This window comes from Roseateles sp. FW301-B2, assembly GCF_058788955.1.
Genome location: NZ_JBYTBE010000017.1, coordinates 1 through 20,793, shown reverse-complemented (window position 1 = coordinate 20,793; position 20,793 = coordinate 1). Strand labels below are relative to the sequence as shown.

At 67.1% G+C, this 20,793-nt stretch carries 21 protein-coding genes; 4 read left to right on the top strand and 17 right to left on the bottom strand.

Features of this window, described 5'->3' with window-relative positions; all coding sequences use genetic code 11:
• The first annotated feature begins 189 nt into the window (after positions 1-189).
• On the top strand, positions 190-441 hold the full coding sequence (locus AC3WQY_RS13195) for a cold-shock protein (protein ID WP_285232740.1): 252 nt from the start codon (positions 190-192) through the stop codon (positions 439-441).
• Positions 442-533: 92 nt separating this feature from the next.
• Here the strand turns inward: AC3WQY_RS13195 and icd are convergent, their stop codons facing one another.
• From icd to hemN, 4 genes are all read right to left on the bottom strand, one after another.
• On the bottom strand, positions 534-1,787 hold the full coding sequence (icd, locus tag AC3WQY_RS13190) for an NADP-dependent isocitrate dehydrogenase (RefSeq protein WP_492708974.1): 1,254 nt from the start codon (positions 1,785-1,787) through the stop codon (positions 534-536).
• A gap of 16 nt (positions 1,788-1,803) precedes the next feature.
• Positions 1,804-4,041, bottom strand: a complete 2,238-nt coding sequence (locus tag AC3WQY_RS13185; RefSeq protein ID WP_492708973.1) for an NADP-dependent isocitrate dehydrogenase — start codon at positions 4,039-4,041, stop codon at positions 1,804-1,806.
• A gap of 121 nt (positions 4,042-4,162) precedes the next feature.
• Complete coding sequence (locus AC3WQY_RS13180; RefSeq protein ID WP_492708971.1) at positions 4,163-4,849, bottom strand: sulfite exporter TauE/SafE family protein; 687 nt, start codon at positions 4,847-4,849, stop codon at positions 4,163-4,165.
• A 4-nt stretch (positions 4,850-4,853) separates the two neighbouring features.
• Positions 4,854-6,263: an oxygen-independent coproporphyrinogen III oxidase gene (hemN, locus tag AC3WQY_RS13175; protein ID WP_492708969.1), complete on the bottom strand. Its 1,410-nt coding sequence runs from the start codon at positions 6,261-6,263 to the stop codon at positions 4,854-4,856.
• 179 nt (positions 6,264-6,442) lie between these two features.
• On the opposite strand from hemN, the gene fnr reads away from it, so the two are divergent.
• Positions 6,443-7,177, top strand: a complete 735-nt coding sequence (gene fnr / locus AC3WQY_RS13170) for a fumarate/nitrate reduction transcriptional regulator Fnr (protein WP_285232745.1) — start codon at positions 6,443-6,445, stop codon at positions 7,175-7,177.
• 37 nt (positions 7,178-7,214) lie between these two features.
• Here the strand turns inward: fnr and AC3WQY_RS13165 are convergent, their stop codons facing one another.
• The 13 genes from AC3WQY_RS13165 to xseA form a co-directional block, all read right to left on the bottom strand.
• Positions 7,215-7,436 carry a hypothetical protein gene (locus AC3WQY_RS13165; protein WP_285232746.1) on the bottom strand — a complete coding sequence of 74 codons (222 nt, stop codon included), beginning with the start codon at positions 7,434-7,436 and terminating at the stop codon, positions 7,215-7,217.
• A 139-nt stretch (positions 7,437-7,575) separates the two neighbouring features.
• A complete protein-coding gene (locus AC3WQY_RS13160) occupies positions 7,576-7,830 on the bottom strand; it encodes a hypothetical protein (RefSeq protein WP_492708967.1) in 255 nt (84 codons plus the stop codon).
• Positions 7,831-7,861: 31 nt separating this feature from the next.
• On the bottom strand, positions 7,862-9,319 hold the full coding sequence (ccoG, locus tag AC3WQY_RS13155) for a cytochrome c oxidase accessory protein CcoG (RefSeq protein WP_492708966.1): 1,458 nt from the start codon (positions 9,317-9,319) through the stop codon (positions 7,862-7,864).
• A gap of 24 nt (positions 9,320-9,343) precedes the next feature.
• Positions 9,344-10,258: a cytochrome-c oxidase, cbb3-type subunit III gene (ccoP, locus tag AC3WQY_RS13150; protein ID WP_492708964.1), complete on the bottom strand. Its 915-nt coding sequence runs from the start codon at positions 10,256-10,258 to the stop codon at positions 9,344-9,346.
• A complete protein-coding gene (locus tag AC3WQY_RS13145) occupies positions 10,255-10,431 on the bottom strand; it encodes a cbb3-type cytochrome oxidase subunit 3 (RefSeq protein ID WP_492708962.1) in 177 nt (58 codons plus the stop codon). Before AC3WQY_RS13145 ends, ccoP begins: the two co-directional genes overlap by 4 nt.
• A gap of 9 nt (positions 10,432-10,440) precedes the next feature.
• Positions 10,441-11,064 (bottom strand): cytochrome-c oxidase, cbb3-type subunit II, encoded by a 624-nt coding sequence (gene ccoO / locus AC3WQY_RS13140; RefSeq protein WP_285232751.1) that lies wholly within the window; start codon positions 11,062-11,064, stop codon positions 10,441-10,443.
• A gap of 18 nt (positions 11,065-11,082) precedes the next feature.
• Positions 11,083-12,522, bottom strand: coding sequence for a cytochrome-c oxidase, cbb3-type subunit I (ccoN, locus tag AC3WQY_RS13135; protein ID WP_492708960.1), 1,440 nt, complete (start codon positions 12,520-12,522; stop codon positions 11,083-11,085).
• Positions 12,523-12,563: 41 nt separating this feature from the next.
• Positions 12,564-12,746: a cbb3-type cytochrome oxidase assembly protein CcoS gene (gene ccoS, locus AC3WQY_RS13130; protein ID WP_342399166.1), complete on the bottom strand. Its 183-nt coding sequence runs from the start codon at positions 12,744-12,746 to the stop codon at positions 12,564-12,566.
• Positions 12,747-12,750: 4 nt separating this feature from the next.
• Positions 12,751-15,021 (bottom strand): heavy metal translocating P-type ATPase, encoded by a 2,271-nt coding sequence (locus AC3WQY_RS13125; protein WP_492708958.1) that lies wholly within the window; start codon positions 15,019-15,021, stop codon positions 12,751-12,753.
• Between the two features lie 96 nt (positions 15,022-15,117).
• Positions 15,118-16,521, bottom strand: a complete 1,404-nt coding sequence (locus tag AC3WQY_RS13120) for a sensor histidine kinase N-terminal domain-containing protein (protein WP_492708956.1) — start codon at positions 16,519-16,521, stop codon at positions 15,118-15,120.
• Positions 16,511-17,212 (bottom strand): response regulator, encoded by a 702-nt coding sequence (locus AC3WQY_RS13115; RefSeq protein ID WP_492708954.1) that lies wholly within the window; start codon positions 17,210-17,212, stop codon positions 16,511-16,513. Before AC3WQY_RS13115 ends, AC3WQY_RS13120 begins: the two co-directional genes overlap by 11 nt.
• A gap of 82 nt (positions 17,213-17,294) precedes the next feature.
• Positions 17,295-17,876 carry a superoxide dismutase gene (locus AC3WQY_RS13110; RefSeq protein ID WP_492708953.1) on the bottom strand — a complete coding sequence of 194 codons (582 nt, stop codon included), beginning with the start codon at positions 17,874-17,876 and terminating at the stop codon, positions 17,295-17,297.
• Between the two features lie 82 nt (positions 17,877-17,958).
• Positions 17,959-19,260, bottom strand: coding sequence for an exodeoxyribonuclease VII large subunit (xseA, locus tag AC3WQY_RS13105; RefSeq protein ID WP_492708951.1), 1,302 nt, complete (start codon positions 19,258-19,260; stop codon positions 17,959-17,961).
• 380 nt (positions 19,261-19,640) lie between these two features.
• Here xseA and AC3WQY_RS13100 point away from each other — a divergent pair, with 380 nt between their 5' ends.
• Together AC3WQY_RS13100 and AC3WQY_RS13095 are read left to right on the top strand one after the other, a co-directional pair.
• Complete coding sequence (locus tag AC3WQY_RS13100) at positions 19,641-20,282, top strand: MotA/TolQ/ExbB proton channel family protein (RefSeq protein ID WP_285232758.1); 642 nt, start codon at positions 19,641-19,643, stop codon at positions 20,280-20,282.
• Positions 20,279-20,701, top strand: a complete 423-nt coding sequence (locus tag AC3WQY_RS13095; protein ID WP_492708948.1) for an ExbD/TolR family protein — start codon at positions 20,279-20,281, stop codon at positions 20,699-20,701. Before AC3WQY_RS13100 ends, AC3WQY_RS13095 begins: the two co-directional genes overlap by 4 nt.
• Positions 20,702-20,793: the final 92 nt, after the last annotated feature.

Here is a 20,793-nt window from a genome sequence, read left to right as displayed (position 1 = left end):
GCAACTCCCCACATGGGGCTGGTCCATCTTCCGACAAGTCCTGCGCACACAAGAGATGAACTGGGCGCCGGCCGTGCCGCAATTCTCGGCACTTGCTTCCGGCACCCCCGGGCAGGCCCTGAATTGACATCTGGGAGACAGTGGAGAGAATCCGCGACTGGTGCGTTAGACACCGGGATGGAGAAGGAAATGCCACTAGGAACTGTCAAGTGGTTCAACGATGCCAAGGGTTTTGGCTTCATCGAACCCGAGCAAGGCGGAGAAGACGTGTTCGCCCATTTTTCGGCGATACAGATGGAGGGCTTCCGCACCCTCAAGCAGGGCGGCCGCGTGAACTACGAGCTGGTGCAGGGCCCCAAGGGGCAGCTGGCACAGAACATCACCCCGCTGGAAGCCGCCGCCGCGGCGCAACAGGAGGCCTCGCTGAGCGGTGCCGCGTAGGCGCCGGATTCTCGGCAGCCAGCAAGACAAAGGCCCGCTCTGCAGCGGGCCTTTTTACTTGCCAGCGCGGGGCTCGGGCCCCGGCCGGTGGCTTACATATGGTCGATCATCACCTGGCCGAAACCGGAGCAGGAGACCTGGGTCGCGCCGTCCATCAGGCGCGCGAAGTCGTAGGTCACCTTCTTGCTGGCGATGGACTTCTCCAGCGCGCTGATGATCAGGTCGGCGGCCTCGAACCAGCCCATGTGGCGCAACATCATCTCGGCCGAGAGGATTTCGGAACCGGGGTTCACATAGTCCTTGCCGGCGTACTTGGGCGCGGTGCCATGGGTGGCCTCGAAGCAGGCCACCGAGTCCGACAGATTGGCGCCGGGCGCGATGCCGATGCCACCCACCTGCGCGGCCAGCGCGTCGGAGATGTAGTCACCATTGAGGTTCAGCGTCGCCACCACCGAGTATTCGGCCGGACGCAGCAGGATCTGCTGCAGGAAGGCGTCGGCGATCGAATCCTTGATGGTGATCTGCTTGCCGCTCTTCGGATTCACGAGCCGGCACCAGGGGCCGCCATCGATCAGTTCGGCACCGAATTCCTTCTGCGCCAGGGCATAGGCCCAGTCACGGAAGCCACCCTCGGTGTACTTCATGATGTTGCCCTTGTGCACGATGGTCACACTGGGCTTGTCGTTGTCGATCGCGTACTGGATGGCCTTGCGCACCAGGCGCTCGGTGCCTTCGCGCGAGACCGGCTTGACGCCGATGCCCGAGGTGTTCGGGAAGCGAATCTTCTTCACGCCCATCTCGTCCTGCAGGAACTTGATCAGCTTCTTGGCCTTGTCGCTCTCGGCCTCGAACTCGATGCCGGCATAGATGTCTTCCGAGTTCTCGCGGAAGATCACCATATTGGTCTTCTCGGGCTCCTTCAACGGCGAGGGCACGCCCTTGAAGTACTGCACCGGGCGCAGGCAGACGTAGAGGTCGAGTTCCTGGCGCAGCGCCACGTTCAGCGAGCGGATGCCGCCGCCCACGGGCGTGGTCAGCGGACCCTTGATGGAGACCACGTACTCGCGCAAGGCCTCGAGCGTCTCGGCCGGCAGCCACACATCGGGGCCGTAGACCTTGGTCGATTTCTCGCCGGCATAGACCTCCATCCAGTGGATCTTCTTCTTGCCGCCATAGGACTTGGCCACGGCCGCGTCGACCACCTTGAGCATCACCGGCGTGATGTCGAGGCCGGTGCCGTCACCCTCGATGAAGGGGATGATGGGTTCGTCCGGCACCGTCAGCGACATATCGGCATTGACGGTGATCTTGCTGCCCTGCTCGGGGCGTTTGATGTGCTGGTACATGGTGCGGTCTTTCTGATCAGGCTGCGACGGACGCCAGCGCCAGGTTGAAGGTCGCGCTCGGGCGCATCACGGCTTCCAGCTTGGCCATGTCAGGCATGTAATAGCCCCCGATGTCGACCGGCTTGCCCTGCACCGCGGCCAGCTCGGCCACGATGGTGGTCTCCTTGTCGGCCAAGGCCTTGGCCAGCGGCGCGAACTTCGCGGCCAGCTCGGCGTCATCGCCCTGCGCGGCCAGCGCCTCGGCCCAGTACAGCGCCAGGTAGAACTGGCTGCCGCGGTTGTCGAGCTGGCCAGTCTTGGGGCTGGGGTTCTTGTTGTTGTCCAGCAGCCGGCCGGTGGCGGCGTCCAGGGTCTTGGCGAGCAGCTTGGCGCGCGGGTTGTTGTTCTTCAGGCCCAGGTCTTCCAGGCTCACAGCCAGCGCCAGGAACTCGCCCAGCGAGTCCCAGCGCAGGTGGTTCTCTTCCACCAGCTGCTGCACATGCTTGGGCGCCGAGCCGCCGGCGCCGGTCTCGTACATGCCGCCGCCGGCCATCAGCGGCACGATCGACAGCATCTTGGCCGAGGTGCCCAGCTCCATGATGGGGAACAGGTCGGTCAGGTAGTCGCGCAGGATGTTGCCGGTGGCGCTGATGGTGTCCTGGCCGCGGATCACGCGCTCCAGCGTGTAACGCATGGCACGCACCTGACTCATGATCTGGATGTCCAGGCCCGAGGTGTTGTGCTCGTGCAGATACATCTTGACCTTGGTGATCAGCTGCGCCTCGTGCGGACGGTAGGCGTCGAGCCAGAACACCACAGGCATGCCCGAGTTGCGCGCGCGGTTGACGGCCAGCTTGACCCAGTCGCGGATCGCGGCGTCCTTGCACTGGCACATGCGCCAGATGTCGCCCTGCTCCACGTCCTGGCTCATCAGCACCTCGCCGCTGTCCAGGTCGGTGATGTTGGCGACACCGTCTTCGGGGATCTCGAAGGTCTTGTCGTGCGAGCCGTACTCCTCGGCCTGCTGGGCCATCAGGCCGACATTGGGCACCGTGCCCATGGTCTTGGGATCGAAGGCGCCGTGCCATTTGCAGAAGTTGATCATCTCCTGGTAGATGCGGGCGAAGGTCGACTCCGGCATCACCGCCTTGACGTCCTTCAGGCGGCCGTCGGCGCCCCACATCTTGCCGCCGTTGCGGATCATCGCCGGCATCGAAGCGTCGACGATGATGTCGTTGGGCGAGTGGAAGTTGGTGATGCCCTTGGCCGAATCGACCATGGCCAGCTCGGGGCGGTGCTCGTGGCAGGCGTGCAGATCGCGCTTGATCTCGTCCTGCTTGCTCTGCGGCAGGGTGGCGATCTTGTTGTACAGATCGACCATGCCGTTGTTGACATTGATGCCCAGCTCGTCGAACAGCTTGCCGTGCTTCTCGAAGGCTTCACGGTAGAAGATCTTCACGCAGTGGCCGAACACGATCGGGTGCGAGACCTTCATCATGGTGGCCTTGACGTGCAGCGAGAACATCACGCCGGTCTGGCGCGCGTCCTCGATTTCCTTTTCGTAGAAATCCAGCAAGGCCTTCTTGCTCATGAACATGCTGTCGATGACCTCGCGGTCCAGCAGCGCCACCTTGGGCTTCAAGACGATGGTCTTGCCGCTCTTGGTGATCAGCTCCATCTTGACGTTGCGCGCGCGGTCCAGGGTCATGGACTTCTCACCGTGGTAGAAGTCGCCGGCATGCATGTGCGAGACATGCGAGCGCGAGGCCTGGCTCCAGTCGGCCATGCTGTGCGGGTTCTTGCGCGCGTATTCCTTGACGGCCTTGGGTGCGCGGCGGTCCGAGTTGCCCTCGCGCAGCACCGGGTTCACGGCCGAGCCGATGCACTTGTTGTAGCGCGCGCGGATCTCCTTTTCCTCGTCGGTCTGCGGCTTCTCGGGGAAGTCGGGGATCTTGTAGCCCTTGCCCTGCAGCTCCTTGATGGCGGCCTTCAGCTGAGCGACCGAGGCGCTGATATTGGGCAGCTTGATGATGTTGGCCTCGGGCCTCAAGGTCAGCTTGCCCAGTTCGGCCAGATGGTCGGGCGCGCGCTGCGCCTCGCTCAGCGCTTCGGGGAACTGGCCCAGGACGCGGCCGGCGACGGAGATGTCGCTGGTCTCGACATGCACGCCGGCGGGCGCCGTGAAGGCGCGCACGATGGGCAGGAAGGACGCGGTCGCCAACAGCGGCGCCTCGTCGGTCAGGGTGTAGATGATGGTCGGTTGCTGAGTAGTCATGAGGTATCCAGATCGGCCCATCAAAGAGGCCCGCGGGGTGGTCGATTAGAGCGGTGATTCTAGGGCAGGTGCGCCGGCCGGCGAGCCAAGTCTTATAGAAGTCTTGGCCTTGATCAGTTTCTCAGCTGGGCAGGCCGCAGAGGGCGGCGACCTGCAACCAGACGCCATGGCCCAGGGCCCATCCGGAGGCGGCGATCAGGGCCAGGCCGGCCAGGCGCACCGCCCAGGCCATGCCTTGCGCACCCAGGGCTTTCAGCAGCAGGCCGGGGCCCAGCGCCAGGCCCGCTCCGGAGCCGGCTGCAAAGGCCATCATCACCAGTGCGCCGGCCGCAGCGCCGCTGGCCAGGCCCGCGGTCAGCAGGGCCGATTGCAGCAGCCCACAGGGCCAGGCCACCCAGGCCAGGCCGACCAGCCCGGATCGAGCCGGGGCCGACAGCACCACCCGCCCTGCCCCGGGCATGGCGAGCGTTGCCACGTTGACCTGGCGGCCGATCTGACCCAGCCAAGCCGGCTGCCTGGCAAACACCAGCAGGTACAGGCCCAGCAACAGGGCCGCGGCATGCACGAGCAGCCACAGCGGCCGCAGCCAGGCCGCCGCACTGCCGATCCAGGCCAGCGCGCCCACACTGGCCGCCACCACGGCGCCGCCAAGCCCATAGCTCAGCATGCGGCCCAGCTGGAACGCGCCCGCCGCACCTCGCCCCGCTCTGCCGCAAGCAGCGGCGGTCGGGCCACACATGGCCAGACAATGGGGCGTGCCGGCCAGGCCCATCAGCAGGGCCGAGCCGGCAAGTGCGAGATCCAACATGGGGTCAGATGATGCGCGAAAACTTGGCGCGCGTCTGGTCGGCGCTCAGGTAGCGATCGAACACCATGGCCACGGCGCGCACAAAGTACCAGCCCATGGCGGTGACCTGGATCGCGCTGGGCTCCACCAGCACCAGGCCGGTATCGGCCATGGCGCGCAGGCGCTCCAGCTCGGGGCCGAAGTAGTCCTGCACCTTGATCAGATGCGCCAGCTCGATGGACTCGAACTCCACCCGCCCCTGGCACATCAGCGCCATGATCATGGCGCGCCGCACCAGGTCGTCGCGCGACAGGGCCAGGCCGCGCTCGATCGGCAGCTGGCCATGGGCCAGCGCGTCGTAGTACTCGGGCAGGGTCTTGGCATTCTGGCTGTAGGTGGCGCCGATGCGGCCGATGGCGGAAACGCCCAGGCCGATCAGGTCGCAATCAGGCTGGGTGCTGTAGCCCTGGAAGTTGCGGTGCAACCTGCCCTGGCGCTTGGCCACCGCCAGGCTGTCGTTGGGCAGGGCGAAATGGTCCATGCCGATATAGGTGTAGCCGTGGCCGACAAAGCCGCCGAGCGCGCCCGACAGCATGTGCAGCTTGTCGGCCGCCACCGGCAGCAGCGCGGCGTCGATGCGGCGCTGCGGCTTGAAGCGCTGCGGCAGATGGGCGTAGCCATACAGCGCGATGCGGTCCGGCTTGAGCGCCGCCACCTGGGCGATGGTGCGGGCGAAGGACTCGGGCGTCTGCTGCGGCAGGCCGTAGATCAGGTCCACATTGGTGGATTCGAAGCCCAGGGCACGCGCCTGGATCATCAACGCTTCCACGCTCTCGTAGCTCTGCATGCGATGCACGGCCTTCTGCACCGCCGGGTCGAAGTCCTGCACGCCAAAGCTCAGGCGATTGAAGCCTAGGCCGCGCAGATGCTGCAGGCGCTCGTTGGTGACGGTGCGCGGATCCACCTCGATCGAGATCTCGGCACCGGGCGCGAGCTTGAAGCGGCTGCGAATGTCGTCCATCAGGCGCGTCAGCTCCGCATCGCTGAGGAAGGTCGGTGAACCGCCGCCCAGATGCAGCTGCGACACCGACTGGGTGCGTCCGAGATCCGCCAGGGTCAGGTCCATCTCCGTGACCAGCGCGTCCAGGTATTCGGCCGCCTTCTCATGGTGCTTGGTGATGACCTTGTTGCAAGCGCAGTAATAGCAGACCGACTCGCAGAAGGGGATGTGCACATAGATGGACAGCGGCGCGCCGCCGCCCACCACGCCGCCCTGGGCCCGCTGTTGCAGGGCCTGACGGTATTGGGTGGTGGTAAAGGCCTCGACGAAACGGTCGGCAGTCGGGTAGGAGGTGTAGCGCGGCCCGGAAACGTCAAAGCGGCGCAACACGTCTTCGGTGATGCCTGGCAGGGGTTCAGCGACTCTTGGTTCCATGGACCGTACTGTGCCAAGCCCGTTGACAGGGCGTTTGACTTGGGTCAATCTTGCAGCGCGAGCATAGAGAAAGAATGGCGTCAATCTTGAGGAGCATCATGTTCAACTCTATGCACACAGGCACGCCATCGGGTGCGGAATCCGCCCCAGCTCCGGGCCCAGCCACCATAATTCGCCACATGAATGCCAACCACGCCATCAAGATCGAGCCCTTCAAGGTAGCTTGTTCCAGCTGCAACCTGCGGGAGTTGTGCTTGCCCGTCGGCCTGTCCAAGGGTGACCTGGATCAACTGGACGCCCTGGTGGCCACACGCCGCAATGTCGAACGCGGCGACACGCTGTTCCGTACCGGGGACTCCTTCCAGTCGCTTTATGCGGTGCGCACCGGGTTCTTCAAGACCTGCGTGTCTTCCGAAGACGGGCGCGACCAGGTCACCGGCTTCCAGATGGCCGGCGAGTTGCTGGGGCTGGACGGCATCAGCAATGACCGCCACAGCTGCGACGCCGTGGCCTTGGAGGACTCGCAGGTCTGCGTGATCCCCTACAGCCAGTTGGAAGAGCTGTCGCGCGAATTCACCGATCTGCAGCACCAGTTCCACAAGATCATGAGCCGCGAAATCGTGCGCGACCATGGCGTGATGCTGCTGTTGGGCAGCATGCGCGCCGAGGAGCGCCTGGCGGCCTTCCTGCTCAACCTGACCCAGCGCCTGCAGGCGCGCGGCTTCTCGGCCTCGGCCCTGGTGCTGCGCATGACGCGCGAGGAAATCGGCAGCTATCTGGGCCTGAAGCTGGAGACGGTCAGCCGCACCTTCTCGAAGTTCCAGGAAGACGGGCTGCTGGAAGTGAAGCAGCGCCAGATCCGCATCATGGATCAGCCGGGGCTGCAGAAGCTGGTCAACAGCACCACCTGCTGAGCGCGGCCGCAAAGCCTCAAACGCCCGCCCAGGCCCGCTACTGAGGCGGGCTTTTTTGTTGCTGGGCCAGGTACAGCGACATCGCCGATGCGGCGCTGATGAGCAGCCAGAAGATCAGGAAGCTGAGCGTGTAGATGGCGGCGCGCGGCAGCGCCATCGGGGCCGCGCCGAACCAACTCAGATCGCTGGGGTCCACCACCGCGAACACCAGCGCCACGGTCACGCCGGCCATGAAGAAGGACGGCCAGAGGATGAACATGGCCGAACGCACCAGCCCCGGCCGGTCACCTGGCCTGCGCTCAATACCTGCTTCGTCCCCTGCTTCGTCCCCTGCTTCGTCCCCTGCTGCGTCCCCTGCTTCACCCATACGCGCCCCCTCGGCTTGTGAGTCTGCTGCGTCAGTGGCCGCCCGTCGCCGCATGGTTGCGGGCCTTGATGGCGGGCTGCAGGGCCGCGCCCTGCTCTTCCGCACTGTCGGCCGACAGGCGGGCTTTGGTCTCGATCACCGGATCCGGGAAACGGATCGCCAGCGTCAGCGTGGCGATGCAGGCGACGATCACCACCGACGGGCCGCCCACCACCAGCCACATCATGCGTTCGCGCCACCAGGGGGCGGGCTTGTCGGCCGGGGTCAGGTCTTGCTGCTTGCTCATGGCGTGCTCTTTCGGATGAATGGGCCGCCGCTCAACGCGGCAGCACAAAGGTTGATTTTTCCATCAGACTGCCGGCGTCGGTGCCCGGGCTGGCGAGGCGGCGGATCTCGAACTGGATCGGATGGGCGCCGGCGCCCTCGCTGGCCGCGACCTCGGGCGGCACGCGCAGCGCCACCGAGATCCAGCGCGCCTCGGCGGGTCCGACCGCAACGACGTCCACCGCGGGCTGCATGCGCAGGCCCAGCAGGCCGGAGGCCGTCAGCGTGAAACGCTGCTCCTGCTCGGTGGCATTCATGATCTGCAGGCGGTAGACGTTTTCCACATAGCCGTCCTCGACCTGCCGCGCCAGCGAAGCGCGGTCGCGCACCACGTCCACCTTGAAGGTGGTGCGCAGCGCGATGCTGGCCATCAGGGCCGCGCTGATGACGAAAAGGATGGCGGTATAGATCAGCACGCGCGGGCGGAACATGCGCGCCAGCAGCTGGCTGCGCGTCAGGTGCTGGGACAGCCCGTTCTGGGTGTCATAGCGCACCAGGCCGCGCGCATAGCCCATCTTGTCCATCACGCCGTTGCACACATCGACGCAGGCGGCGCAGCCGATGCACTCGTATTGCAGGCCTTTGCGGATGTCGATGCCGGTGGGGCAGACATGCACACAGAGATTGCAGTCGATGCAGGCGCCGAGCCCGAGTTGCTTCGGGTCCGCCTTGCGCCCGCGCGCGCCGCGCGGCTCGCCGCGCTCGGCGTCATAGCTGATGATCAGCGTGTCCTTGTCGAACATGGCGCTCTGGAAGCGCGCATAGGGGCACATGTATTTGCAGACCTGCTCGCGCATATAGCCTGCGTTGCCGTAGGTGGCAAAACCGTAGAACAGCACCCAGAACCATTCCCAGGGCCCGAAGCTCAGGGCCAGGGCCTCGCTGCCCAGCAGCTTGATGGGCGTGAAGTAGCCGACAAAGGTAAAGCCGGTCCACAGGCCCAGGCTCAGCCAGACCAGCTGCTTGCCGCCCTTGCGCGCCAGCTTCTCGGCGGTCCAGGGGCCGGCGTCGAGCCGCATGCGTGCGGCGCGATCGCCCTCGAAGCGCTTCTCCACCCACATGAAGATCTCGGTGTAGACGGTCTGCGGGCAGGCATAGCCGCACCACAGCCGCCCCGCCACCGCGGTGAAGAGAAACAGCGCATAGGCCGAGATCAGCAGGATCCCGGTCAGGAAGATGAAGTCCTGCGGATACAGGACCAGTTCGAAGATATAGAAACGGCGCGCGCCCAGGTCGAAGAGCACGGCCTGGCGGCCGTTCCAGTTCAACCAGGGCAGGCCGTAGAACAGCAGCTGCGTGATCCAGACCAGGCTCCAGCGCCAGGTCGCAAACCACCCCGTGACGGCGCGGGGGTAGATCTTCTTCTGTGCCTGATAGAGCGAAACCATCTCCACGGCGGCATCACCACCGCTCTGGCTGGGCTGGGTCGTGGCGCTGGCTTCGCTGCTCATCAGTTGCTGCTTTTCTGCTACTTCTTACTTGGCGGCCACGGCCGTGGTTTGCGACAGGCTCCACACATAGGCCGCCAGCACGCGCACCTGCTCGGGGCTCAGGCGCGAGGCGTGGGCGGGCATGACGTTGTTCTTGCCGTTGTTGATCATCGCCATCACCGCGTCTTCGCCCCAGCCATGCAGCCATACCTTGTCGGTCAGGTTGGGCGCGCCCAGAGCCTGGTTGCCCTTGCCGTCCGGACCATGGCAGGCCGCGCAAGCACCGAACTTGGGCTTGCCCAGCTGGGCCGCGATCGAGTTGTGCGGGCTGCCCGACAGGCTCAGCACATAGTTGGCCACATTGCGCACGTCTTCCGGCGTGCCCACCGCGGCGGCCATCGGCGGCATCACGCCGTTGCGGCCCTTGCTGATGGTTTCGATGATGGTGTCATGCGCACCGCCATAGAGCCAGTCGCTATCGGTCAGGTTGGGGAAGCCCTTGGAGCCGCGTGCATCGGAGCCATGGCAGCCGGCGCAGTTGTTCGCGAACAGGCGCTCGCCAATGCCCATCGCCTGCGGGTCCTTGGCCAGGGCCTCGGCCGGCATGGCCGCGTACTTGGCGTAGACACCCTCGAGTGCGGCGCGGGCCTTGGCCTGCTCGGCCTCGTACTGGCCGGTGCTGGTCCACTTCAGGCTGCCCTCGGTGCTGCCCAGGCCCGGGTACATGGCCAGGTAGATGCCGGAGAACACCACCGTCAGCACGAACAAGCCCATCCACCAGCGCGGCAGCGGGTTGTTCAGTTCACGCAGGTCTTCGTCCCAGATATGGCCGGTGGTGTTGTCGTTGGCCATGATCTTGCGGCGGCTGGCGATGATCAACAGCACCAGGCACAGCAGCAGGCCAAGGATGGTGGCGCCGGCCACGAAGACCGACCAGCCATTGGAGAAAAAGTCACTCATTCAGGCCTCCTTGCGAGGTTGGGTTCGGCTGGCTCGCCATCGTCCATCAGGGGCATGGCGGCCACCTCATCGAAGCGGTGCAGATTGCGCTTGGAGTACGCCCAGAAGGCGATGCCCACAAACATCAGCATCGACAGCAGGGTGAATCCCGCTCTCAGGTCATTGATATCCATGGTCACTCCTTACTTGAGCGCGGTGCCCATGACCTGCAGGTAGGCGATCACCGCATCCAGCTCGGTCTTGCCCTTGACCTCATCGCCGGCCTTGGCGATGTCGTCGTCGGTATAAGGCACGCCCACCGTGCGCAGGGCGCGGAACTTGGGCGCCATGTCGGCCGGGTTGACGTTCGACTTGGCCAGCCAGGGGTAGGCAGGCATGTTCGACTCGGGCACCAGGTCGCGCGGATTGGTCATGTGGATGCGATGCCATTCATCGCTGTACTTGCCGCCGACGCGCTGCAGGTCGGGCCCGGTGCGCTTGCTGCCCCATTGGAAGGGGTGGTCGTAGACGAATTCGCCGGCCACCGAATAATGGCCATAGCGCATGGTCTCGGCACGGAAGGGTCGGATCATCTGCGAGTGGCAGTTGTAGCAGCCCTCGCGGATGTAGACGTCCCGGCCGGCCAGCTGCAGCGCGGTATAGGGCTTGAGGCCCTCCACCGGCTGGGTGGTGGAGCGCTGGAAGAACAGCGGCACGATTTCGACGATGCCACCGACGACCACCGTCAGCAGCACCAGCACGATCATCAGGAAATTGCTGGTTTCAATCTTCTCGTGACCAGCGACGGCGTGATTGGTATTTGCCATTTGTTGACTCCGTCTGCTTCAGGCGTGGGCGACCACGGCGGGGATGCGCACGGCCTGAGCCTTGCCAGCCTGCACCGTCTTCACCACGTTCCAGCCCATGATCAGCATGCCGCCCAGATAGAGCAGACCGCCGCCGAGGCGAATCACATAGAAGGGATAGGTGGCCTTGACGCTTTCCACGAAGGTGTAGACCAGGGTGCCGTCGGGGTTGACCGCACGCCACATCAGGCCCTGCATCACGCCGGCAATCCACATCGCGGCGATGTAGAGCACGATGCCGATGGTGGCGACCCAGAAGTGCAGCTCGATGGCGCGCTTGGAGTACATCTCCACACGGCCGAACATGCGCGGGATCAGGTGATACAGGCAGCCCATCGAGATCAGGCCCACCCAGCCCAGCGCACCGGAGTGCACGTGGCCAACGGTCCAGTCGGTGTAGTGCGAGAGCGCGTTCACCGTCTTGATGGACATCATCGGGCCTTCGAAGGTCGACATGCCGTAGAAGGACAGCGAGACGATCAGGAACTTCAGGATCGGGTCGTCACGCAGCTTGTGCCAGGCACCCGAGAGCGTCATGATGCCGTTGATCATGCCGCCCCAGCTGGGCGCAAGCAGCACCAGCGAGAACACCATGCCCACCGATTGCGCCCAGTCGGGCAGCGCGGTGTAGTGCAGATGGTGGGGGCCCGCCCACATATAGGTGAAGATCAGCGCCCAGAAGTGCACGATCGAGAGGCGGTAGCTATACACCGGGCGACCGGCCTGCTTGGGGATGTAGTAGTACATCATCCCGAGGAAGCCCGCGGTCAGGAAGAAGCCCACGGCGTTATGGCCGTACCACCACTGCACCATGGCGTCCTGCACGCCGGCATAGGCGGAGTAGCTCTTGGTCAGGCTGACGGGGATGGCGGCGCTGTTGACCAGGTGCAGCAGGGCCACGGCGATGATGAAGGCGCCGAAGAACCAGTTCGCCACATAGATGTGGCGGATCTTGCGGGTGCCGACGGTGCCGAAGAACACCACCGCGTAGGAGACCCACACCAGGGTGATGAGGATGTCGATCGGCCATTCCAGCTCGGCGTATTCCTTGCCGGAGGTGAAGCCCATCGGCAGGCTGATCGCTGCCAGCAGGATCACCAGTTGCCAGCCCCAGAAGGTGAACCAGGCCAGGCCGGGCGCGAACAGGCGCGTCTGGCCGGTGCGCTGCACCACGTGGTAGGCGGTCGCGAACAGCGTGCAACCGCCGAAGGCGAAGATCACCGCGTTCGTGTGCAATGGACGCAAGCGGCCATAGCTCAGGAAAGGGATTCCCAGATTGAGTTCGGGCCAGGCGAGCTGGGCGGCGCAGATGACGCCGACCAGCATGCCGACCACGCCCCACAGGACGGCCGCAAGCGCAAATGCGCGTACGACGCCGTCCTCATACACCGGCCCAGCCGGTTGCGAGACACTAGCCATTGAGCTGCTCCTTACACGTTTCTAAATTGACCCGGCGATTCTTAGGGTTGTTGCGGCGACCGAGCTTGATCGCCATCAACCACCGCGGTTTCATCCTCCAGAATGCGTCCGCCCTCGCGCTCCAGATCGTCCAATTGGCCGTTGTTGATGGCCCAGCCGAACACGCCCACGATCAGCAGCACCAGCACCACCGACAGCGGGATCAGCAAATACAGGATTTCCATGGTGTCAGGTCTTGCCCAGCTCTTGGGAGAGCCGTAGCGCGTTGAGGATCACGAACAGCGAACTCGCCGCCATGCCGATGCCGGCGGCCCAGGGCGGCAGATAGCCCAGCAGGGCCAAGGGGATGCAGGCGGCGTTGTAGGCCGCGGCCCAGCCCAGGTTCTGGCGTATCACGCGGCGCGTGCGCAGCGCCAGCTCGCGCGCCAGCACGACATCGCTCAGCCGAGTCGACAGCACGATGCCATCCGCCTGCGCCTTGGCGACCAGGGCGCCCTGCCCCATCGCCAGGCTGGCGTCGGCGCGCGCCAGCACCGGCGCGTCGTTGATGCCATCGCCCACCATCAGCACGCAGCGCCCCTGGGCCTGCAGCTCGGCCACCGCGGCCAGCTTGCCCTCGGGGCTGACGCCACCGCGCGCCGCCTGCACGCCGGCCTGCCGCGCCACCCGCTCGGCGCGCGCCGGCAGATCGCCGGACAGCAGCAGGGTCTGCAGGCCCTGAGCGCGCAGCGCCTGCATCGCGGCCGCGGCATCGGGGCGCAATTGCTCGTCAAAGGCCAGCATCAGGCTCACGCCGCCCTTGGCATCCTCACTCCCGAACGCCAGCTGCGCCTCAGGCAGCAGCGCACGGTCCGCGCCCAGCCAGTCCAGGCTGCCCAGCCGCCATTGCCGGCCCTGGGCATCGCGCGCCTGCAGGCCGCGCCCGGGCAGCTCCCGCACGTCCAGCCACTGCGCCTTGGCGGCCTCGTCCACCGGGTGTGCGGCCGCCAGCGCCAGCGCCATCGGGTGGCGCGAATGGTGCGCCAGCGCGGCCGCCTGGGCCAGCAGCGCGGCATCGGGCCGCGCCGGCCAGCTGCCCGCCAGCACCAGCCGGTCTTCGGTGAGCGTGCCGGTCTTGTCCAGCACCACCATGTCCACGCGCGCCAGTGTTTCCAGCGCTTCCAGGCGGCCCAGCAGGATGCCGCGCCGCGCCAGCGCGCCCGCGGCGGCCAGCCAGGCCGAGGGCCCGGCCAGCGAGAGTGCGCAGGGGCAGGTGACGATCAGCACCGACACCGCCACCCAGATGGCGCGCTCGGGCGCCACGAAGTGCCAGGCCAGCGCCGCCAGCCCGGCCAGCAGCAGCACACCCCACAGAAACGGCCCGGCGATGCGGTCGGCCATGCGCAGCTCGCGCGGGCGCTGCGTCAGCGCGCTGCGCATCAGCTGCACGATGCCCTCGTAGCGCGTGTCCGCGCCCACGCGCAGCACCCGCAGCAGCACCGGTGCATGCAGGTTCATGCTGCCCGCCACCAGCTCGTCACCGACGCGCTTGGGCACCGGCAGCGACTCGCCGCTCAGCAGCGCCTCGTCGGCCTCGGTGGCGCCCTGCTCCAGCCGCCCGTCGGCCGGGAAGGCCTGGCCGGCGAACACGCGCACCAGATCCCCGGCGCGCAGGCGCTGCGGGCTCACCTGGCTGCTGCTGCCATCCGGCTCCAGGCGCTCGACGCGATCCGGCAGGCGCGACATCGCCTGCTCCAGGCTTTGCGCCACGCGGTGGCGCGCGCGCAGCTCCAGGAAACGCCCGGCCAGCAGAAAGCTGACGAACATGGTGAGTGAATCGAAATAGACCTCGTGGCCGAACAGCCCCCCCGGATCGAAGGTGGCGCCGGTGCTGGCGACGAAGGTCACCAGCAGGCCCAGGCTCACCGGCACGTCCATGCCCAGGTGGCCGGCACGCAGCTGGCGCCAGGCGGAGCTGAAGAAGGGCCCGGCCGAGAACAGCATCACCGGCAGGCTCAGCACCCAGGAGCCCCACAGCAGCAGCTGGCGCAGGTCGGCGCTCATATCGCCGGGATCGGCCACATAGATGGGCGTGGCCAGCATCATCACCTGCATCATCAGAAAGGCCGCGACGAACAAGCGCCACAGCGCCTGGCGACGCTCGCGCTCGCGCTGCTCGCGCGCCGGCGCGGCGGCATCCGGCGCGGCGCCATAGCCGGCACCGGCAATCGCCTGCACCAGGGTGCTGATGCGGGTACGCGCCGGGTCCCAGCGCAGCTGCAGGCGCTCGGCCGCCGCATTCACCTGGGCGGAAAGCACGCCGGCCTGGGCCGTCAGGGTGGACTCGATGATGCTGGCGCAGGCCGCGCAATGCATGCCGGTGAGCTGCAGTTGCGAGACGGCGATGCGCTCACCACCGGCCGGGGTCTGCCACTGCGTATAGCTGGCAAGCAGATCGGGGTCATCGAGCGCGTCCAGCCCCGGGACGGGGCGAGCGGCGCTGGCGGCGGTTGTGGACATGAGCAAGGGCTGGCGCCGCGGAGCGGGCGGCAGGCCGTAATCTACGCAGAAGCACGGCGGATGTCATGACTTATGTCAAGCGCACCCCAGTAAACCCTAGGGCAGACGCCAGCGGATGCGAAAGCCCTGCAACTCGGGCCGGGTGAAGGCGGCCCAGCTGCCGCCCAGCCGGCTGATGATTTCAAAGGCGATCGCCAGGCCCAGGCCGGTGCCGCCATCGTTGCGCGTGTCGGCGCGCGCGCCGCGCCAGAAGGCTTCGCTGAGGCGCGGCAGATCCTGCGGCGCGACGCCCTCGCCATCGTCCTCGATGTCGATCTGCGCCTGCCCCTCCACCACGCCCAGGCGCAGCACGATGTGGGCGCCGCCATAGCGCAGGGCGTTGTCCAGCACGTTCACCAGCGCCTCGCCCAGCCACAGCGGGTGGGCCTGGGCCAGCACCGGCTCCATGGGCATTTCCAGGCTCAGGCTCTTGCCCTCGCGTGCCGCGCGCAGGGCCAGGGGCTCGGCGGCCTCGCGCAGGATGGGGCGCAGGTCCATGCGGCCCTGCTCGCCATCGAAGGCGAGCGCCGCTTCCGAACGCGCCAGGCTCAGCAACTGGCCTATCAGGCGAGCCAGGCGCTCGCTGGACTGCAGCATCGCCCGCAGCACCGGCTCCCAGGCCGGCTCGGCACCGGCCGCCGCGGGCAAGGCCTTGAGTTCCTGCTCCAGCTCCTGGGTCAACACGCGCAGGCCCGCCACCGGGGTGCGCATCTGGTGCGCGGCATCGGCCACAAAGCGCCGCTGCAGGGCCACCGAATGCTGCACGTCGCTGAGCAAGGTGTTGATGCGCTCGATCAGCGGCACGGCCTCGGCCGGCACGCCCTCGATCGGCAGCGGGCGCAGATCGCTGGAGGCGCGCTGCGCCACCTCGCGTGCCACCTCGCGCAGCGGCTGCAGGCCGCGCCGGATGCCCCATGCCAGCAGCACCATGCTCAGGCCGCCCAGCGCCAGGGTCGGCAGCGCCATCGCCACCAGCACATCGCGCACCAAGCGCTGGCGCTTGCCACGCGTCTCGATCACGATGATGGACACCGAACGATCCAGCATCGGCGAGGTCAGCGAGAACATCGCGCCACGCACCGCCTGGCCCTGGAACTGGCCGTCGAACAGCAGCGGCTTGGCGAAGCTGTGGTGGCGCAGCTCGGGCCGCGGCACCTCGCCATCGCCCGCCAGCACGCGCCCGGACTCGTCCAGCACCACGAAGTTGTTGCGCTCGGTGCTGTCCCAGGTCAGCAGCTCCAGGGTCTGCGGGCTCATGTCGAGCAAGGGGCCGCGATCGGTCCACGCCATCTTGGCGGCCAGCGCGCTGGTCTCGTCCTGCAGCCCGCGGTCGAAGGCGGCATTCGCGCTGCTGCTGGCCAGCCCATAGGCCCCGGCCGCCGCCAGCACGATGCCCAGCGCCCAGATCCACACCAGCGGTGCCAGCAATTGCCGGCGCAGGCTCGGCGGCCTAGCCGGCATGTTGCGCGTCCGCGCCGAGCAGCTGCGCGCCGGGCTCGAGCACATAACCGAAGCCGCGCACGGTGCGTATCTCCACCCCCAGCTCGGCGAAGCGCTTGCGCAGGCGATGCACATAGACCTCGACCGAGTTCTCGCTGAAATCGGCCTCCCAGCTGGACAGGCGCGCCACGATGGCGTCCTTGCCCACCACGCGGCCGGCGCGCTGCATCAGCATCTCGGTGAGCGCGAATTCGCGCTGGCTCAGGCGCACCGGCTCGCCGCGGAACAGCAGCTCGCGATGCGCGCCGTCCAGCAGCAGCTCGCCGAGCTGCAAGGTGTCGCTGACGCGGCCCTGGGCACGCCGCTGCAGGGCGCGCAGGCGCGCAATCAGCTCGGGCAGATCGAAGGGTTTGACGAGATAGTCGTCGGCACCGGCATTGAGGCCACCGACGCGATCGGCCAGCTCGTCGCGGGCGGTCAGCAGCAGCACCGGCAGCTTGGCGCCCTGGGCACGCCAGGCGCGCAGCACGCCCATGCCGTCCAGCCCGGGCAGGCCCAGGTCCAGCACCGCCAACTCGAACTGCGCCACCAGGCCGGCCGCGGCCGCCTGGCGCCCGTCGGCCAGCACGTCCACCTGCCAGCCCTCGCGCTCCAGGGCGCGCGCCACGCCCAGGCTCAGCGCCGCATCATCCTCGACCAGCAACACTCGCATCGGGGTCCCTCCAAGGTGGCCGGCATTGTCGGCCATGAAAAAGGCCGGTCAGCGACCGGCCTCGGCAAGGACGCCGCCTGGCTCAGGCGAAGTTGGCCTGCGCGAACTCCCAGTTCACCAGATGGTTCAGGAAGGCCTCGACGAACTTCGGGCGCAGATTGCGGTAGTCGATGTAGTAGGCATGCTCCCACACGTCGACGGTCAGCAGCGCCTTGTCGGCCGTGGTCAGCGGCGTGCCGGCGGCGCCGGTGTTGACGATGTCCACCGAGCCGTCGGCCTTCTTCACCAGCCAGGTCCAGCCCGAGCCGAAGTTGCCCACCGCGCTCTTGGTGAAGGCTTCCTTGAAGGCGTCGAAGCTGCCCCACTTGGCGTTGATGGCGTCCGCCAGCGCGCCGCTCGGCGCACCGCCGCCATTGGGCTTCATGCAGTTCCAGAAGAAGGTGTGGTTCCAGATCTGGGCCGCGTTGTTGTAGATCGGACCGCTGGACTTCTTGACGATCTCTTCCAGCGCCATGGCCTCGAACTCGGTGCCCTTTTGCAGGTTGTTCAGGTTCACCACATAGGCGTTGTGATGCTTGCCGTGGTGGAACTCCAGCGTCTCGGCGCTGTAGTGGGGGGCCAGTGCGTCCTTGGCATAGGGCAAGGCGGGCAAGGTATGTTCCATGGAGACTCCTCTGATTCGCAAGTGGGGCTAAAGATCGGCGCGATTGTAGGCAGCTTGGGCCAACCTTTTCGGGCGCGGGGATTCAGGGCGCGGCATCGGGTTTAAGCGCCAGCACCTGCAGTTCGGCCTGGCCGTCCGCCAGCACCGCATGCACGGCCGCGCCGAGCCGCAGCTGCCGCACCGAACTCAGCGCCCGGCCCTGCCCGTCGTCCAGCCAGGCATAGCCGCGTGCCAGCACCCGGTGCGGGTCCAGCGCGGCGAGGCGCTGCGCCAGCGTATCGAGCCGGCGCGCCTGCCGTTCGAGCTGCTGCGGCAGCACGCGCACGAGCCTTTGCTGCTGATGCCGGAGGGTCTGCGCCTGCAGGCCTTGCAGCCGCGGCAAGACCTGACCCCAGCGCTGCGCCAGCAGGGCCAGGCGCCGGCGCTGGCGCGTCAGGCTGTCGCTTGGCCGCGCCAGCCGCAGGGCGACGCGGTCCAGGCGCTGGGCGGCGGCGTCCAGGCGCTGCTCGAGCCGGCGCCGCAGCGTGCGCGCCAGGGCGTCCAGCGCGTCCAGACAGGACGCGCGCGACGGCGTCGCCAGTTCCGCCGCCGCGGTGGGGGTGGGCGCGCGCAGGTCGGCGGCCAGATCGGCCAGGCTGAAGTCGGTCTCGTGGCCGACCCCGCAGATCACCGGCAGGGCCGAGGCCGCCACCGCGCGCACCACGCGCTCGTCGTTGAAGGCCCACAGGTCCTCCAGCGAACCGCCGCCGCGGCACAGCAGCAGCAACTCGGCATCGCCGCGCTCGTTGGCAAGCTGGAGGGCGCGCACCAGGCTGTCAGGCGCCTCCGGCCCCTGCACCAGGCTGGGATAGACGAACACCTCGGCATGCGGTGCGCGCCGTTGCAGCGCCGTCAGCACGTCATGCAGGGCCGCACCGGCGGTGGAGGTGATGACGCCGATGCGGCGCGCATAGGCCGGCAGGGGCCTCTTGCGCTCGGCATCGAACAGGCCCTGCGCCTCCAGCTTGGCCTTCAGGCGCAGGAACTGCTCATAGAGCGCACCGGCACCGGCGCGGCGCATCGCCTCGACGACGAATTGCAGCTCGCCGCGCGGCTCATAGAGCGCCAGCCGGCCGCGCACCTCGACCCGGTGGCCATCGCCCGGCGCGAAGTCCACCAGGCTGGCGGCGCGCCGGAACATGGCGCAGCGCAGCAGCGCCGTGGCGCCATCGGCGTCCTTCAGGCTGAAATAGCAATGCCCGCTGGCGGCACGGGTGAAACCCGACAACTCGCCCTCGACGGTGCAGTTGGCATAGCGGCTGGCGAGGCTGTCGGAGACCGCCGTCAGCAGCGCCTGCACGCCCCAGACCAGCCGTGTTGGAGCGGGTTTGAAGGGCTCAACCATGCGCAAACCCAATGCTGGCGCGGGTCCAGAACTCCACAGCCGCGCCAATACTGGCCTGGCGGCCCATGCGGGCCGTCATGCGACCGTCACAGAGCCATAAACGCTTGAATTTCAAGAGCTTTTTCCTGCTTAAAAATGAGGCAATTTGTCTTTGGGCCCGATTCTGCGTGCTCCGGGGCCGATGCCAGCCCAGTTACGCACAAAGTTATCCACAGCAAAAGTGGATGACTTCGGAGGCACAAACCCTGACCAAAATCCGCCCGGCCGCTTGTCTTGGAGCGCCGGGCTTGGGGCCATAATCGCCCCCGCAGTGCGGCGCAGCCTGTTGCGCGGCGCCGAGCACCATGAACAAGCCGACCAAGTCCTGAGAGGGGTAGCCTTTGTTTTCGATCATACAAGCCGCCGGTTGGCCGATCTGGCCCCTGCTTCTGTGCTCCGTCGTGGCCCTGGCCCTGGTGATTGAACGCTTCTCCAGCCTGCGCGCCTCGCGCGTCGCACCCGGCCAGCTGCTGGACGAAGTGCTGGGCGTCACCAGCCAGCAACTGCCTAGCCTGGACGTGGTCAGCAAGCTGAGCGAGAACTCGCTCTTGGGCCAGGTGCTGGCCAGCGGCCTGCGCGCCGTGATCCTGGAGCCGCGCATCCCCGAGACACGCCTGCGCCAGAGCTTCGAGCTGTCCGGCCGCCATGCCATCCACCAGATGGAGCGCTACCTGAACACCCTGGGCACCATCGCCACCGCGGCGCCGCTGCTGGGCCTGCTGGGCACGGTGGTGGGCATGATCGAGATCTTTGGCAGCCAGAGCCCCACCGGCAACAACCCGACGATGCTGGCGCACGGCATCTCGATCGCGCTCTACAACACCGCCTTCGGCCTCATCATCGCCATCCCCTCGCTGATGTTCTACCGCTACTTCCGTGGCCGGGTGGAAGCCTATGTGGTGGAGATGGAACAGGCCAGCGAGCGCTTTCTCTCGCACCTGAGCCGCTACTGCCTGCCGCCGCTGCAGCCCGCCAGCAAATGAAGTTCCGCCGCCGTGGCTCGGAGGAGCCGGAGATCAACCTGATCCCCTTCATCGACGTGCTGTTGGTGATCCTGATCTTTCTGATGCTGTCCACCACCTACTCGCGCTTCACCGAGCTGCAGATCACCCTGCCCACGGCCGACGCCGAGAAGTTGAAGGAGCGGCCGGGCGAGGTCATCGTGGCCGTGTCGGCCGAGGGCCGCTACGCCATCAACCGCCAGGCGGTGGATGGGCGCACGGTCGATGCGCTGGCCAGCGCGCTGCGCGCCGCCGCCGAGGGCCGCAGCGATGCGGTGGTGATCGTCTCGGCCGACGCCGCCACGCCGCACCAGGCGGTGATCAATGTGATGGACGCCGCGCGCCGCGCCGGCCTGCCGCGCCTGACCTTCGCCAGCCAGGCGGCCGCCGGCAGCCCCTAAGAGCGTGTTTGCGACCCCGTCATGGTGCCCGCAAGGCAGCCCAGGGGCGCAATCTAGGCGCGCGCCGCAGGCCAGGCTCGTCGCCTGGCCAA

Coding starts and splice junctions, on each gene's coding strand:
- AC3WQY_RS13195 (WP_285232740.1), top strand. CDS start 190: ATGCCACTAGGAACTGTCAAGTGGTTCAACGATGCCAAGGGTTTTGGC.
- icd (WP_492708974.1), bottom strand. CDS start 1,787: ATGTACCAGCACATCAAACGCCCCGAGCAGGGCAGCAAGATCACCGTC.
- AC3WQY_RS13185 (WP_492708973.1), bottom strand. CDS start 4,041: ATGACTACTCAGCAACCGACCATCATCTACACCCTGACCGACGAGGCG.
- AC3WQY_RS13180 (WP_492708971.1), bottom strand. CDS start 4,849: ATGTTGGATCTCGCACTTGCCGGCTCGGCCCTGCTGATGGGCCTGGCC.
- hemN (WP_492708969.1), bottom strand. CDS start 6,263: ATGGAACCAAGAGTCGCTGAACCCCTGCCAGGCATCACCGAAGACGTG.
- fnr (WP_285232745.1), top strand. CDS start 6,443: ATGAATGCCAACCACGCCATCAAGATCGAGCCCTTCAAGGTAGCTTGT.
- AC3WQY_RS13165 (WP_285232746.1), bottom strand. CDS start 7,436: ATGTTCATCCTCTGGCCGTCCTTCTTCATGGCCGGCGTGACCGTGGCG.
- AC3WQY_RS13160 (WP_492708967.1), bottom strand. CDS start 7,830: ATGAGCAAGCAGCAAGACCTGACCCCGGCCGACAAGCCCGCCCCCTGG.
- ccoG (WP_492708966.1), bottom strand. CDS start 9,319: ATGAGCAGCGAAGCCAGCGCCACGACCCAGCCCAGCCAGAGCGGTGGT.
- ccoP (WP_492708964.1), bottom strand. CDS start 10,258: ATGAGTGACTTTTTCTCCAATGGCTGGTCGGTCTTCGTGGCCGGCGCC.
- AC3WQY_RS13145 (WP_492708962.1), bottom strand. CDS start 10,431: ATGGATATCAATGACCTGAGAGCGGGATTCACCCTGCTGTCGATGCTG.
- ccoO (WP_285232751.1), bottom strand. CDS start 11,064: ATGGCAAATACCAATCACGCCGTCGCTGGTCACGAGAAGATTGAAACC.
- ccoN (WP_492708960.1), bottom strand. CDS start 12,522: ATGGCTAGTGTCTCGCAACCGGCTGGGCCGGTGTATGAGGACGGCGTC.
- ccoS (WP_342399166.1), bottom strand. CDS start 12,746: ATGGAAATCCTGTATTTGCTGATCCCGCTGTCGGTGGTGCTGGTGCTG.
- AC3WQY_RS13125 (WP_492708958.1), bottom strand. CDS start 15,021: ATGTCCACAACCGCCGCCAGCGCCGCTCGCCCCGTCCCGGGGCTGGAC.
- AC3WQY_RS13120 (WP_492708956.1), bottom strand. CDS start 16,521: ATGCCGGCTAGGCCGCCGAGCCTGCGCCGGCAATTGCTGGCACCGCTG.
- AC3WQY_RS13115 (WP_492708954.1), bottom strand. CDS start 17,212: ATGCGAGTGTTGCTGGTCGAGGATGATGCGGCGCTGAGCCTGGGCGTG.
- AC3WQY_RS13110 (WP_492708953.1), bottom strand. CDS start 17,876: ATGGAACATACCTTGCCCGCCTTGCCCTATGCCAAGGACGCACTGGCC.
- xseA (WP_492708951.1), bottom strand. CDS start 19,260: ATGGTTGAGCCCTTCAAACCCGCTCCAACACGGCTGGTCTGGGGCGTG.
- AC3WQY_RS13095 (WP_492708948.1), top strand. CDS start 20,279: ATGAAGTTCCGCCGCCGTGGCTCGGAGGAGCCGGAGATCAACCTGATC.